This is a genomic window from Waltera intestinalis, from assembly GCF_009695995.1.
Classification (GTDB): Bacteria; Bacillota; Clostridia; order Lachnospirales; family Lachnospiraceae; genus Acetatifactor; species Acetatifactor intestinalis.
Window position 1 is genome coordinate 75,687 of record NZ_VUMU01000007.1, and the last position, 14,755, is coordinate 90,441.

At 48.4% G+C, this 14,755-nt stretch carries 10 protein-coding genes; 9 read left to right on the forward strand and 1 reads right to left on the reverse strand.

Translation table 11 applies throughout. The features are described from left to right. Window positions 1-77 precede the first annotated feature (77 nt). Window positions 78-2,312, forward strand: a complete 2,235-nt coding sequence (ftsH, locus tag FYJ59_RS07650) for an ATP-dependent zinc metalloprotease FtsH (RefSeq protein ID WP_154496237.1) — start codon at window positions 78-80, stop codon at window positions 2,310-2,312. A gap of 173 nt (window positions 2,313-2,485) precedes the next feature. Further along, a complete protein-coding gene (locus FYJ59_RS07655) occupies window positions 2,486-2,890 on the forward strand; it encodes an amino acid-binding protein (RefSeq protein WP_148448315.1) in 405 nt (134 codons plus the stop codon). Between the two features lie 858 nt (window positions 2,891-3,748). Here the strand turns inward: FYJ59_RS07655 and FYJ59_RS07660 are convergent. Further along, window positions 3,749-4,612, reverse strand: a complete 864-nt coding sequence (locus FYJ59_RS07660) for an SPL family radical SAM protein (RefSeq protein WP_154496238.1) — start codon at window positions 4,610-4,612, stop codon at window positions 3,749-3,751. Window positions 4,613-4,802: 190 nt separating this feature from the next. On the opposite strand from FYJ59_RS07660, the gene FYJ59_RS07665 reads away from it, so the two are divergent. The 7 genes from FYJ59_RS07665 to FYJ59_RS07695 all read left to right on the forward strand — a co-directional run bounded on the left by FYJ59_RS07665 (window position 4,803) and on the right by FYJ59_RS07695 (window position 14,731). After that, on the forward strand, window positions 4,803-5,741 hold the full coding sequence (locus FYJ59_RS07665; RefSeq protein WP_154496240.1) for a glycoside hydrolase family 113: 939 nt from the start codon (window positions 4,803-4,805) through the stop codon (window positions 5,739-5,741). A gap of 67 nt (window positions 5,742-5,808) precedes the next feature. Then, window positions 5,809-6,897: an SGNH/GDSL hydrolase family protein gene (locus FYJ59_RS07670; protein ID WP_154496242.1), complete on the forward strand. Its 1,089-nt coding sequence runs from the start codon at window positions 5,809-5,811 to the stop codon at window positions 6,895-6,897. A 101-nt stretch (window positions 6,898-6,998) separates the two neighbouring features. After that, complete coding sequence (locus FYJ59_RS07675; protein WP_154496244.1) at window positions 6,999-7,850, forward strand: peptidoglycan recognition protein family protein; 852 nt, start codon at window positions 6,999-7,001, stop codon at window positions 7,848-7,850. Between the two features lie 178 nt (window positions 7,851-8,028). Then, entirely contained in the window at window positions 8,029-8,679 is a 651-nt protein-coding gene (gene rpe / locus FYJ59_RS07680) for a ribulose-phosphate 3-epimerase (protein WP_154496246.1), read from the forward strand. 105 nt (window positions 8,680-8,784) lie between these two features. Beyond that, a complete protein-coding gene (locus FYJ59_RS07685) occupies window positions 8,785-9,339 on the forward strand; it encodes a phosphatase PAP2 family protein (RefSeq protein WP_205839488.1) in 555 nt (184 codons plus the stop codon). A 67-nt stretch (window positions 9,340-9,406) separates the two neighbouring features. Further along, complete coding sequence (locus FYJ59_RS07690; RefSeq protein WP_154496250.1) at window positions 9,407-12,988, forward strand: glycoside hydrolase family 2 TIM barrel-domain containing protein; 3,582 nt, start codon at window positions 9,407-9,409, stop codon at window positions 12,986-12,988. Between the two features lie 6 nt (window positions 12,989-12,994). Then, window positions 12,995-14,731, forward strand: a complete 1,737-nt coding sequence (locus FYJ59_RS07695) for an alpha-amylase family glycosyl hydrolase (RefSeq protein ID WP_154496252.1) — start codon at window positions 12,995-12,997, stop codon at window positions 14,729-14,731. Window positions 14,732-14,755 lie beyond the last annotated feature (24 nt).

Here is a 14,755-nt window from a genome sequence, read left to right on the forward strand (position 1 = left end):
TTTATTGTCTCGGAATATGAGAATATTAAATATAGAAAAAATAGAGACAATAAAATAAAGTAGAAAATGGAGATGACATGAGAATATTATCTGAATCATATAATAACGGCTATGGTTCCGGTAACGGCGGCAATGGCAACGGTGCTCCCGGCAGCGGCAACAATGGCGGGAACGGCAATAACGGTAACGGAGGCAACGGAAATCGTCCGCCAAGGCGTCCCAGTATCCTGATGATGATCCTGTCCGGTCTGATGACAGTGATCGCCATATTGATGTTGTATAATGCATTTTTCGGAACCGGCAACGGTACGGAGGTGTCTTATACGGATTTCCTGAAGGATCTGGAAGCGGATAAGGTGGAAGCAGTAGAGGTAAATAAGGAAAGCGGTGTGATCACGGTACAACTGAAAAAGGAAGCGGCAGCTACGCCGGCACCTGACAGTTATGTGACCTTTTATGGTATTACTCAGAAGGCAACGCAGTCTAAGACGGTATATTATACGATGCTGATGGAGGATCTGGATACTTTGACGGGCAGATTACAGGAGCATGGTGTGACGGGTACCCGTATCAGCAGTAATACCTCCAGCTTTTTGATGGAGATTCTGGTAACGGTAGTATTACCTGTAGTGCTGATCTGGGTCGTAGCCGGATTCCTGTTCCGTAAAATGGGCGGCAGTGGAGGCCCCATGGGCGTCGGCAAGAGTAATGCCAAAGTATATGTACAGAAGGAAACCGGTGTTACTTTTAAGGACGTAGCCGGCGAAGACGAAGCAAAGGAATCTCTGGTGGAGGTCGTGGATTTCCTGCACAATCCCCAGAAATATTCCAAGATCGGCGCAAAGCTTCCCAAGGGAGCCCTGTTAGTGGGACCTCCCGGAACCGGTAAGACTTTGCTTGCAAAAGCAGTGGCAGGTGAGGCACATGTGCCGTTCTTTTCCCTGACAGGTTCCGACTTTATTGAGTTGTATGTAGGTGTGGGCGCCAGCCGTGTCCGCGACCTGTTCAAGGAAGCAACCAAGAATGCTCCCTGTATCGTATTTATTGACGAAATCGATGCCATCGGCCGCAGCCGTGATTCTAAGTACGGCGGAGGCAACGAGGAGCGGGAACAGACCCTGAACCAGCTGCTGTCCGAGATGGATGGTTTCGACAGTTCTAAGGGTATCCTGATCCTGGGTGCGACGAACCGCCCGGAGATCCTGGACAAAGCTCTGTTACGTCCCGGACGTTTTGACCGCCGGATCATCGTAGACAAGCCGGATCTCAAGGGACGTGTGGAGATCCTGAAAGTACATGCCAAGGATGTGAAGATGGATGAGACCGTAGATCTGGATGCTATTGCACTGGCGACCAGCGGTGCGGTAGGTTCCGATCTCGCCAATATGATCAACGAGGCTGCCATCAATGCCGTCAAGGAAGGCAGAGAATTCGTCAGCCAGAAGGATCTGTTCGCAGCAGTAGAACAGGTACTGGTAGGTAAGGAGAAAAAGGACCGCATCATGAGCAAGGAGGAGCGTCGTATCGTATCCTATCATGAGGTCGGTCATGCACTGATCAGTGCCCTGCAGAAAAATTCCGAGCCGGTGCAGAAGATTACCATTGTGCCCCGTACCATGGGTGCGCTGGGGTATGTCATGCAGGTACCGGAGGAGGAAAAATACCTCAACACCGAGGCAGAACTTCGGGATATGTTGGTAGGACTGGTGGGCGGACGTGCCGCTGAGGAAGTAGTATTTGATACCGTGACCACAGGTGCAGCCAATGATATTGAAAAAGCTACTTCTATTGCCCGTAATATGATCACCCGTTACGGTATGAGCAAGCGCTTTGGCCTCGTGGGACTGGCAACTGTAGAGAGCCAGTATCTGGAGGGAAGAACTGCGCTGAACTGTAGTGATGAAACGGCAGCAGCCATTGACGAAGAAGTCGTTGCCATGATCAAGGAAAGTTATGATCAGGCATTACAGATGCTTCGCGAGAACAGAGAACTGATGGATAAGCTGGCAGCGTTCCTGATCGAGCGTGAGACCATTACCGGTAAGGAATTCATGGAGATCTTCCGCAGAGAAAAGGGATTGCCCGAGCCCGAAGAAGAGAAAAAGGGTACAGATCCGGCTTTCCAGCCCCTGACTTTCGAAGACAGCCTGCAGGAAGCAAAAGAGCAGACTGCACCGGTGCAGGATATCGCAAAGGAACCCGAAGAATCCGCAAAAGAAGAGACTTCCGTGCAGGAGAAGCCTGAATCCCCCCAAGATCCTAAGGATCCTCCTCAGGGACCGGTAGGACTGTTTTCACACGGAACTTTATAAATGTCGAGGACTTTTGAACCCGACATCCATAAAATAGAGTAATTAGCAAAGAGCATTAGTCAAATGCGAACTCCGGATTGATTATTTTGTAATAATGCTTTATCATAATAAAGTGTCGGAAGTTTTCGACAGACTGCATAACAGTCAGACTGTAATGAGGAGGTAATATCGAAATGTTAAAACAATTATCCATTTACGCTGAAAATAAAAAAGGAGCCCTGCAGACTATGACCAATGCGTTGTATGAAGCAGGTATCAATATCTGGGGTTCCGTTACCAACGATGGTGCGGAGTACGGAATCAATCGTATGGTTGTCTCCGATCCCGACAAGGCAAAAGAAGTCCTTACAGAGAGGGGCTACCTCTGCCGTTTCGTGGATGTCCTGGCTGTAGAGATCGAGGATAAGCCCGGTGCACTGAATACCCTGCTGACAGCTCTCTTAGACAGCAATGTCAATGTGGACTATACCTACCTGTCCTTCAACCGTGATTCTTCTACCCCGGTCATGATCCTGCATACCGCAGATCCTGAGGAAGTGGAGATCTGCCTGAAGGCGAAAGGATTCAAGATGGTATAGCACCAGAGTCCTTTGCAAAATTGAGAGTTAGTTGAATACATTGGCAAAATCCACGAACTCCCGGAGCATGCGATACACATGTCTCGATGTAAGGTCTCCGGATGTGAATTTTCTACGAAAAGTGATGAGTAGTTCTCGTCATGACGGGGCCGCCTACAGTCGACATCCATGTCGACAATCGGCTGACGCGGACATCGTGTCCGCTTTCCCCCTGTCTTTCAGCACTTTTCTAGAAAATATCAACATCCTCCGACAAACATCTTCGACATGGCACCGCATACTCCGGGAGTTCTGTGTTTTGGAAAGCTTTCAAAAACCAGTAGCCCTGCCAAGGACTATTAGTTTCATAAAAAGATACTTATTTTACTATATTTATGAAAAAATTCTTAAAATACATTCCATTTTTTCATAAATTCTATAATATCTCGAATTTTATGAAATTTATTAGTTTTGAAACATAAAAGATGGGGATATTTTTCATAAAAACAACATTTATAACAGTTTTTATGAAAATGCAGAACTTGTTATTAACTTCTGCGCATGTATTCTAAAATGCTCTGCCTAAATAATTGGGATGCTTTTCATAACCCAGCAGAAAAGGACTGCTCCCCCGGGCGTAGATGCGGCGGAGACTGTGAGATTTTCTTGGAAAGTGGTTGAGCCGCAGGGGCAACGCGAACACGATGTTCGCGTTAGCCGATAAGTGCCATGGATGGCAACGTAAAGGCGGCCCCGTCATGACGAGAAACACTTGGCCACTTTCCTTTAGAAAATCCACAGTTGTAGCTAGCATCCGAGTCCGGGGCGGGCAGTCCTTTCTGCGTGGATTTTAAAGCAACTATTCATTTAACTCTCAATTTAAAATAATGTTTGCTGCACGTATCTCTCGGGGAATTCATGCAGGTAAGTGAAGCATTCCTTCGGGGAACACAGCATACCATTCGCTACGCAGGTATTTTGAATCAGTGCCATAAGCTCTTTTGCATAAGGACTGGGAATATCGTAGGCATTTCCGTAGGTGCTGATATATTTTTGCCGGATGCTGGGGAAATCACGATCCAGCGCCTGATAGAAATATTCCCGGTCGCCTTCCCGCAGCGTGACACCAACATCGAACACCAGAATCCCCTGAACTCCTGCCAGCAGGCAATAATCAAGCAAGCCTTCTATATTCTCCCTGGTATCGTTAATAAAAGGAAGAATCGGTGTCATCCACACAAGAGTCGGTATTCCCAACTCTTTACATCTCATCAACACTTCAAAACGCTCTCTCGTAGTAGACACATGCGGTTCAATCTTACGGCACAGCTCCTCATCATAAGTAGTGAGCGTCATCTGCACGACTGCTTTGGCCTTCTTATTGATAGATTGCAGCAGATCTAGATCCCGAAGCACCAGATTGGATTTTGTGAGTACCGTAACGCCATATTCATACCGATCGATCAGTTCCAGACATTTTCTGGTCAATTGAAGCTCTTTTTCAGCGGGAAGATACGGATCGCACATGGCACCTGTACCGATCATGCATTTGTGCCGTTTTGAACGTAATGCCTGCTCCAGCAGTTCAGGAGCATTTTTCTTGACCTCGATATCTTCAAAGGCGTGTGTAAAACCGTAACATCTGCTGCGGCTGTCACAATAAATGCAGCCGTGGGAGCATCCGCGGTAAATATTCATTCCGTTATTCTGAGATAAAATCCCCTTCGCCTGGACAAAATGCATGGCAATATTCTCCCTCATTTGATTGTATAACTTTGTTTTTATATTAACATAGGAAAAGTGAGAAAACAAAAATAATTTTAACTAAAATTAAGCTAAAATAGCTAGCTAAATAAAGATAATAATGATACAATACAAGAACGGAGATTGGAAAAGCTTTACGATAAAACAATTATGGAAAGGAAAACTATTGATGCAGAAATTTGGTACAGAAAAATTTCATGGGGTGAATTTTGCGGTATTTCCGAACAAAGGCGTACTGGGATCTGGAGAAGCCAGAAAAAGTATGGAGGAAATGGCGCATAAGACCCACGCGAACTGGGTGATACTCACTCCCTCGGGGATGCAGGAAACCCCTTATAGCGAAGAAATTCGTTTCGATAGGGAGAAAAGCTGCACGGATGAAGAACTGTGTGATATGATTCGCTTTGCGCAGAGTCTGGGATTAAAGGTGGCATTAAAGCCTACCGTGAATTGTGACAATGGTGTCTGGAGAGCAAGGATAAGCTTTTTTGATCATGATGTTCCCTGTGAACCGAAGTGGGGCAACTGGTTTGAAAGCCATATTGCTTTTCAGAAGCATTATGCACAGATCGCACAGCGGACAGGGTGTGAATTATTTCTTACAGGCTGCGAGATGACGATGACAGAGCACCGGGAGACGGATTGGAGAAAGCTGATCGCAGAGGTCCGCACAGTATATGACGGGCCTGTCGGTTATAATTGTGACAAATACGGGGAAGATCATATTACATGGTGGGATGCAGTGGATGTGATCGCTTCCAGCGGATACTATCCCATCGATGATTGGGAGAATCAGTTGGATCGCATTGAAGAAGTAGTAAAAAAATACCAGAAGCCTTTTATTTTCTCGGAGGCTGGATGCATGAATATCCATGGTTCCGCGCTGGTGCCGAATAACTGGGAACTGCAGGGCAAAGAGGATGATGCGGAACAGGCAGACTGGTATCTGGCAATGTTTTCTGCCTGCGAAAAACGGGATTGGGTGAAAGGCTTCGGAATCTGGGACTGGCCGGGAAGTATGGAAAGGAAGAGTCCTTATGCAGTCTGCGATCGCCCTGCGGAGGCTGTGATCGCCGAAGAATATAGCCGTTGTGCCAAGAATCGGTGATAAGAGAGCGAGACATCGAAAATCAGAACGACAGATAAAACAATGCACAGGGAGGTATGGAAGAAAAATGGATCAGCCAACAAAGATAGTCAGTGTAGCAGCATTGCCGCAGGTACGGGTGTTGGGACGCACCACGGGAACGGATGTGGTGAACTTATTCTGGACCGGCAGCGGAATAGAATTTATCTATACCGGCAGTGAAATTCAGGTGGAGGTAAATGCCGATTACGACACTTATGAACCGTGGCTTGCGGTGGAACTGAACGGTGTGCAGATCAGTAGAGTTCCGTTAAATAAAGGGAAAAATGAAGTGTGCCTGTTCCGGGGGATGACGGTAGGAAAACCGAAGCATGTACGGATTCTGAAAGAAGTACAGGCAATGCATCAGGATCCCGGGCATCTGTTACAGATTGTGGGATTGCAATATGCAGACGGTGAATTCCAGCAGCTGCCGGAGCCGAAGTACCGGCTGGAATTTGTGGGAGACAGCATTACCAGCGGGGAAGGGACGGTGGGAGCCGTCTATGAGGAAGATTGGATCAGTGCCTTTTTCTCTGCAATGAATACTTATCCCCGTATGGTGGCAGATGCATTATCCGCAGAGTATCGTGTGGTATCTCAGAGCGGCTGGGGAATTGTCACCGGATGGGATGGAAATGTGGAGAATAAGATTCCTCCGTTTTACACACAGGTCTGTGGCTTACTCACCGGGGAGAGGAATGCTTCTTTGGGAGCGTTGCAAGACTATGATTTCGAGGCATGGCAGCCGGATGCGGTCATTATCAATCTGGGAACCAATGATGCCACAGCGATTCAGTCCGCAGTGGAACTAGGGCAGGAATGGGCAGGAACACGGGACGTAGAAGAAGTTAAAGAGATCCTGACTACAGCCATCTGCGATTTCCTGAAAGTAGTGCGGAACAGCAACCCCACAGCACAGATCATCTGGGGTTACGGCATGCTGGGAGACAACTTTCTGTCCGCCATCCGGGAAGCTGTGGAAGGCTATGCGAAGCAGACTGCCGATTCCCGGATACACTTTTTGCAACTTCCCGACACTACACCGGATACCGTAGGCAGCCGCCTGCATCCCGGTGTGAAAGCCCATCAAATTACCGCGAAAGAGATCGAAACATATCTGCAAGAACTGTTATAGGAGAAATTTATAATTTCTTAAGAAAAATGTGACGTAAAATGTGACAATTCCGCGCTATATTGAAACCCATAGAAAGTAATTCATTTGGAGGGGCTGGCAATATGACGCAGGAAAATCGTTCGGGCAGACAGGCAGAGATTCATATAACGCAGATGCGGAGAAACCCGTACCTTGCAGATTACAGTACAGGAAACAGAAATGCTGATAAAAACATAAATAGAAACACTCCGCGCAGACAGCGTCGCCGCAGACACGCAAGAATCCGCAGTTATATCCGGATGACTCTGCTTTGTTCAGGAATTCTGGTAGGAATCGTTGCGTTGACAAAGCTTTTGAAGGTGCCTGCCGGTACTGCGGAAGCCAGCACACCGATGGAAGCAATAGATATGGCGCAGCAGGTGGGAAAAGGGACTGAGAATACCACGGGGACTAGGATCCAGGGACTGTCGGCGGAGACTTATGCAGCGCACCCTGACTGGACGGAGGATTTCCTCACGGTAAATGAATATTCCAGACCGGGAGATCCTTTGACGGAGGTGAATAATATTTTCGTGCATTATACTGCCAACCCCGGCACCAGTGCGGCACAGAACCGCAGTTATTTCGAACAGCTTAAGGACAATCATGAGCGCAGTGCCAGCGCGCATTTCATCATCGGTTATAATGGGGAGATCCTCCAGTGCGTTCCTCTGGATGAGATCGCTTACGCAGTGCAGACCCGTAACGAGGATTCTATTTCTATCGAATGCTGCTATAAGGCGGACAACGGACAGTTCACTCGGGAGACCTACGATTCCCTGATCAGGCTGCTGAGATGGCTGATCGACGCCTATGAACTGGAACCGGAGGATATTCTCCGCCATTATGACTGCGGTGGGAAAAAATGTCCCATATACTATATGGAGCATGAAGATGCCTGGGAGCGGTTAAAAGAGGATGTCGAAAATCTATAAAGAATTTCGTAAACACAAGATACGAAGAGAGGAACTTTTCCCGAAAGGAAAGGTTCCTTTTAGTTTGTCTTGTTTTAAGAATACAAGTTTGTTAGAATAGACGCATATGGAATACGATTCCCTATTCATTGAGAAAAGAACTACAGACAAGGCCCTATGGGCAGAAATGAGGAGCAAAATGAATTATTTATCACCTTCAATTCTTTCGGCGGATTTTTGGAAACTGGGAGAAGATATCAAAGCTGTGGAAGGAGCCGGAGTGCCCTGGCTGCATGTGGATGTGATGGATGGGCTGTTCGTTCCGTCGATCTCTTACGGAATGCCTGTCTTGAAGGCAGTGAGACCCCACACAGACATGTTCCTGGATGTACATCTGATGATCGAGAAGCCGGAGCGTTATGTGGAAGAGTTCGCTGCCTTCGGCGCGGATCTGGTGAATTTCCATCTGGAAGCCACAGAGGATGTGAAGGGATGCATTGATAAAATACGTGCCACCGGCAAAAAGGTCGGCATCACCATCAAACCCGCCACCCCGGCAGAAGCAGTGGATCCTTATCTGGAACTGGTGGATATGGTACTGGTGATGACTGTAGAACCCGGTTTCGGTGGACAGAAGCTGATCCCGGAATGCCTGGACAAGGTAGCGGTGATCCGCAAAATGATCACGGACAGAGGACTTACTACCGATCTGGAAGTAGACGGCGGCATTCATCTGGACAACGTAGCGCTGGCACTTGATGCGGGAGCCAATGTTATCGTGGCAGGCTCTGCTGTGTTCAAGGATGACATCGCAGCCAATGCGAAGGCTTTTCTTGCGAAGATGCAGTAACATCGCCATAGGCGGGAATGAGGTAGGGAACGTCTTACGGAAGGCGCAGACTGCCGACAGACGGTGACGTAAGGACAGACAGCCGTCTGGGGAATGGAGAGCAATATGGAGTTACAGATATTACATGCAATTCAGGGGATCCATCAGGAATGGCTGACAGAGATCCTGCGTTTTTTTACTACGATGGGAGAAAGCGGTTTGGTATGGATCGTTATTGCGATTGTGCTGACCTGTATACCTAAGACCCGGAAATGCGGTCTGACGATGATGATCGCCATGGCCGTTACATACCTTGTGGGAAATTTGTTCTTGAAAAATGTGATTGCCAGACCCCGGCCCTGCGCTGTGGACACCGGTGTGACGCTGAAAATTCCGTTCCCTTCGGAATATTCCTTCCCTTCGGGACACACTTCCAACGGTTTTGCCGGAGCGGTGACCATTTTCAGTTATTATCGTAAGGCAGGTATTTTAAGTCTGCTGGTGGCAGCAATCATTGCTTTTTCCAGACTCTATTTCTTCGTGCACTATCCCACGGACATTCTGGGTGGCATGGTACTGGGAACATTGGATGCAGTACTGGCAGTTTACATAGTAAAACGTTTGGAAGACCGAGTGAATGTGAAGACCATATCAGACAACGATAAGACGGGACACAAGTAGGAAAAGCAGCACTATAGAAGCAGGAACCTGACAGGAAACGATATGGACAGAAAGGGCAGAAATTTCGATGAACAGCAGAACGTTATGGAATGATAATTGGTATTTTGCCAAAACAGCATTAGGTGTGAACTGGGAAGACAGGCAGATCTGGGAAGCCAAAATGCAGCCGGTGGATCTGCCCCATGACTGGTTGATCTATGATACGAAGAATCTCTATGAAGACAGCATTGGCTGGTACCGGAAGAGATTTGCGTATTCCACATGTGACGAACATGTCATTTTACGTTTTGAGGGTGTTTATATGGATTCTACAATCTATGTAAACGGCACAAGGCTGGGCGACTGGAAATATGGCTATTCTACCTTTGACTGGGATATTACGGATGCTTTACATGAGGGAGACAATGAAATCGTTCTGCGTGTTGTATTTCAGGCGCCCAACAGCAGATGGTATAGCGGTGCAGGAATCTACCGGAATGTGTGGATGATCCGGCTGCCGGAGACACATATTCCTCTGGACGGCATCTACACATCTTCTGTTGAGACGAACAAGGGTTATGACCTGACTATCGACACGGAACTGGAATGGGGAACAGATAGTGGAAATTATGAACTGGAATACTGTCTGCGAGATACTGATAAAAGCAAAAGTCCCATAGGAAAAGAAACCTCGGAGCTCTTCCGGGTAAAACAGCCTCTCACCTGTGGACAGAACAAGATATCCATGACGCTCCCTGTGGATAATCCGAGGAAATGGGACATTTCGGATCCTTACTTGTATGATCTGCAGGTATGCCTGTGGAGAGAGCAGGAGACCAACAGCCGGGAACTATGTCAGCAGGAATATTTCCGTATCGGCTTCCGCACCATACAATTTGATCCCGACAGGGGTTTTTTATTAAATGGCAGGAAGATTCGCCTGAACGGTACCTGTGACCATCATGACCTCGGAGCGTTGGGAGCGGCTTTCCACAAGGAAGCCATGCGCCGTAAGTTCAAACTCTTGCGTTCCATGGGTGTCAATGCCCTGCGGACTTCTCACAACATGCCGGCAGTGGAAGTGATGGAACTGGCGGACGAGATGGGATTTCTGGTATTGTCCGAAGCCTTTGACATGTGGGAGATGGCCAAGAATCCATATGATTACGCCAGATTTTTCAAGGACTGGATGGAAAAGGATGTCCGCAGTTGGATCCGTAGGGATCGCAATCACCCTTGCATTATTATGTGGAGCATCGGTAACGAGATCCCAGACACCCATGCGGATGCCCACGGACAGGAGATCACCGGAAACCTCATTGCTGCGGTCAGAAAATGGGACTACCGAAATGTGGCACCTGTGACCATCGGCTCGAACTATATGCCCTGGGAAAACGCACAGAAATGTGCAGATATCGTGAAGCTGGCGGGATATAATTACGCGGAAAAATATTATGAAGAGCACCATAAAAAGTATCCGGACTGGATCATCTACGGAAGCGAGACTTCTTCTGTTGTACAGAGCCGCGGCATCTATCATTTTCCACTGGATCGGGCGACTCTGATCGAAGCAGACGAACAGTGCTCTGCTCTGGGCAACAGTACTACCAGCTGGGCAGCCAAAAATACGGAATACTGTATCATTATGGACAGAGATACCCCCTATTCCTGTGGACAGTTCATCTGGACAGCTATTGACTACATCGGTGAGCCGACACCTTATCAGACGAAAAACAGCTATTTCGGGCAGATGGATACAGCGGGATTTCCGAAGGATTCCTACTATCTCTTCCGCGCAGAGTGGACAGATGTGAAAAAAGATCCCATGATTCATGTCTACCCTTATTGGGACTTCAATCCGGGACAGCAGGTGGATGTGCGGATCACCAGCAATGCTCCGGAGGTGGAACTGTTCGTAAACGGCGTATCACAAGGAAGGCGGCAGATCGATCATCAAAAGGGGATGGTATTGCAGCCTTCCTGGAAAGTACCTTATGTGCCAGGTAGTATCTGTGCTGTGGCTTACGATGAGACCGGCAGAGAGATTGCCAGACAGGAGAGACATTCCTTTGGCAACACCGATCATTATGTATTAAAAGCAAACAAAACCACTCTGCGTGCCGATGGCGAAGATATGATCTTCCTGGAGATCGCGGCAGAAGATAAGGACGGTTATCCCGTGGAAAATGCCTCCGATTATGTGAGAGTGACCGTGGAAGGCGCCGGACGTCTCGTAGGTTTGGACAATGGTGACAGTACCGATTACGATGCCTACAAGGGAACTGTCCGTAAGCTGTTCCAGGGGAAGCTTCTGGCGATGATCGCTGCGAAAACGATTCCCGGAGAGATTCGTGTGACCGTGGAGGACGCATGGACAGCCACGGCGAGCATGACCGATGAAACCGTCATCGGAACGGCCGCAGCAGTAGTCGAGACTCCGGATAATACGGCAGCTGCCGGGCACCGCACGGCGACAGTGACGCTTCATGCTATCGAAGCACCGATCCGTCCCGGTATCTGTGCAACGGAAGAAAACAGAGAATATCCGCCTGCCTTTGTGGAACCCGGATTCGTGCCGGTACGCAAGCTGGAACTGAGCGCAGCCGCAACGACACTGACACCGGAAAACCCTTCTGTACTGCTGCATACCTGTATTTATCCTATGGAAGCCACTGACCGTAAGCTTCTGTGGAGCATTACGGATGCTACAGGTATTCCCAGCTCGATCGCAAAGCTGAAAGAGCTTCCGGACGGTGAAAGCATCCGTATCACAGGCATCAGTGACGGAAGCTTCCAGGTGAGATGTATGTCCCGCAACGGTACCCCTTCTGTGAAAATGATCTCACAGCTGGAGTTTCAGGTGGAGGGAATGGGACAGACGTTTCGGTCACCTTATGAACCGGTTACTGCTATTTCCTATGACATAAGCTTTGGCGGGGATGTGAGCCGCGGTGTGGAGAACAGTGCCGGAACGGATAAAGCACAGCCTACCGGTCTGGTCTATAGATCCATGGATTTTGGCGAATTCGGAAGTGACGAGATCACGCTGGCTATTTTTGCGAATGATAATGACCCTCACAGAATTCAAATCTGGGAGGGAGAACCCGGGGAGAATGCATCCGGATTCGGAGAGACGGGAGAACTTGTCGGAGAAGTCACCTATCAGAAGCCCAGCATCTGGGAGGTCTTCCAACCGGAGACATTTACACTGTCCCGGAGACTGAAAGGCGTGGTAAATCTGACAATTGTGTCGGAAAATAAATTTTTCCTGAAGGAGTTTCATTTTACTAAACAGGAGAAAGCTTATGCGAGACTGTCTGCCCTCACAGACGGCGTTACTTATGGAGACAGCTTTGTGAGAGCCGAAGATGCCATTGAACAGATCGGTAACAATGTTTCCCTTGAGTTCAGTGATATGGACTTTGGAACAGATGCTTCTGACAGTATCGTCATATGCGGAAGGACACCTCTGCAGCACAATACGATACAGTTGCGATTCAGTAATGGGGAGACGCAGGTACTACCCTTCCCGCATAGCGGGGAATATCGTGAGATGCGATTCCCAATACAGAAAGTGACGGGAGAACAGAAGGTGACATTTGTCTTCCTGCCGGGCTGTAATTTTGATTTCAAATGGTTCCGGTTTGAAAAAAGTGGATCGGAGGAGTAAGAGAAAATGATAAGCAGATGGAATAGAAAATTATGGGCATTGATACTTGCAGCAGGGATGACGGTATCTCTGGCTGCCTGCGGAGAAACCGACCAGGCAGCAGGCGGCGCATCCGCGGGTACACAGGATGGGACTGCCACCCAACAGAACCAGAGCACGGGCAGCAACACCGAAAGTACTGTAACGTTAGCGCAGGATGCCCGGGCACTGCAGATCATAGACGACAACTACCGCACCTACTACGAGCTTTTTGTTTATTCCTTCTATGACAGTGACGGTGATGGCATCGGAGATTTGCAGGGTGTCCTGGAAAAACTGGACTACCTGAACGACGGCGACGATACGACAGATACGGACTTGGGGATTAATGGCATCTGGCTGATGCCTGTGATGCCATCCACCACGTATCATAAATACGACACGACAGATTATGAGAACATTGATCCGCAGTACGGAACCCTGGAAGATTTTGATGCTTTGCTGGCAGCCTGCCATGAGCGGGGGATCCGCGTAATCCTGGATCTGGCGATGAACCATTCTTCCAGCAGGCATCCCTGGTTTTTACAGGCGACGGAATATCTGAAGAGTCTGCCGGAGGGAGAGGAACCGGACCCGGCAGAGTGCCCCTATGTGGATTATTATCATTTTTCTAAAGAAGCTCAGAGTGGGTACGCACAGGTAAACGGAACAGATTGGTATTATGAAGCCAGATTCTGGGACGGTATGCCGGACCTGAATCTGCAGAACGAAGCCGTGCGCCGGGAATTTGAACAGATTGCGGATTTCTGGCTGGACCGTGGGGTAGACGGCTTCCGGTTGGATGCGGTGAAAGAATACGTCACCGGTTCCACCGAAGATAACGTGGAGATCTTAAGCTGGTTTGCAGACTATGTTCATGGCAAAGCTCCGGAGAATTATCTGGTGTGTGAATGCTGGACCGATCAGAATACTTATGCAAAATATTACGAAAGCGGTGTGGACAGCATGTTTGATTTTGCCTTTGCCGATAAATCGGGTATTATCGCCAACGTGGTAAACGGCAAGGCATCGGCGGCTTCCTATGCAAAAAATCTGGAAGCGGAGCAGACGATGTACGCACAGTACAATCCAAATTATATCAATGCTCCTTTTTACACCAATCATGATATGGGACGCAGTGCAGGCTATTATGCCGGAGAGAACAGTGCGGCGCAGACGAAGATGGGTAATGCGCTGAACCTGTTAATGAATGGAAATGTATTCCTCTATTATGGGGAAGAGTTGGGAATGAAAGGCTCCGGCAAAGATGAGAATAAGCGAGCTCCCATGTACTGGAGTAAGGACAGCAGTGCGGAAGGCATGTGCAAAGGCCCTGCGGACATGGAAAATTTTCAGATGAAGTTTGACAGCCTGGAGGAGCAGCAGAAGGATCCGGGATCCATTTATAATTATGTAAAACAGGTGATTCGCATCCGTAATCAGAATCCTGCCATCGCCAGAGGCACGACGGCTTTTTTGGAGCAGTATTCCGGAGAACAATGCTTTGCGCTGACCAGAAGCTATGAGGACAGCACTTTATTACTGTTGGGAAATACCTCTGCGGAGACCGTAAACGTGGATCTGAAAGATCTCACGGTGGGACAGACCGCAGCGGAGAAGCTGGTATTGCTGGGAGAACTCTATACCGGAGAGGAATGCGCGGAACGCGCAGGGACTGTAGTTACACTTCCGGCATATTCCATCCTGATCCTGGGGAAAAAATAGAATAGAAAACGACAATAAAACAGG

What these genes read in the sequence shown, in the direction of transcription:
- ftsH (WP_154496237.1), top strand. Translation starts at nt 78, where the DNA reads ATGAGAATATTATCTGAATCATATAATAACGGCTATGGTTCCGGTAAC.
- FYJ59_RS07655 (WP_148448315.1), top strand. Translation starts at nt 2,486, where the DNA reads ATGTTAAAACAATTATCCATTTACGCTGAAAATAAAAAAGGAGCCCTG.
- FYJ59_RS07660 (WP_154496238.1), bottom strand. Translation starts at nt 4,612, where the DNA reads ATGCATTTTGTCCAGGCGAAGGGGATTTTATCTCAGAATAACGGAATG.
- FYJ59_RS07665 (WP_154496240.1), top strand. Translation starts at nt 4,803, where the DNA reads ATGCAGAAATTTGGTACAGAAAAATTTCATGGGGTGAATTTTGCGGTA.
- FYJ59_RS07670 (WP_154496242.1), top strand. Translation starts at nt 5,809, where the DNA reads ATGGATCAGCCAACAAAGATAGTCAGTGTAGCAGCATTGCCGCAGGTA.
- FYJ59_RS07675 (WP_154496244.1), top strand. Translation starts at nt 6,999, where the DNA reads ATGACGCAGGAAAATCGTTCGGGCAGACAGGCAGAGATTCATATAACG.
- rpe (WP_154496246.1), top strand. Translation starts at nt 8,029, where the DNA reads ATGAATTATTTATCACCTTCAATTCTTTCGGCGGATTTTTGGAAACTG.
- FYJ59_RS07685 (WP_205839488.1), top strand. Translation starts at nt 8,785, where the DNA reads ATGGAGTTACAGATATTACATGCAATTCAGGGGATCCATCAGGAATGG.
- FYJ59_RS07690 (WP_154496250.1), top strand. Translation starts at nt 9,407, where the DNA reads ATGAACAGCAGAACGTTATGGAATGATAATTGGTATTTTGCCAAAACA.
- FYJ59_RS07695 (WP_154496252.1), top strand. Translation starts at nt 12,995, where the DNA reads ATGATAAGCAGATGGAATAGAAAATTATGGGCATTGATACTTGCAGCA.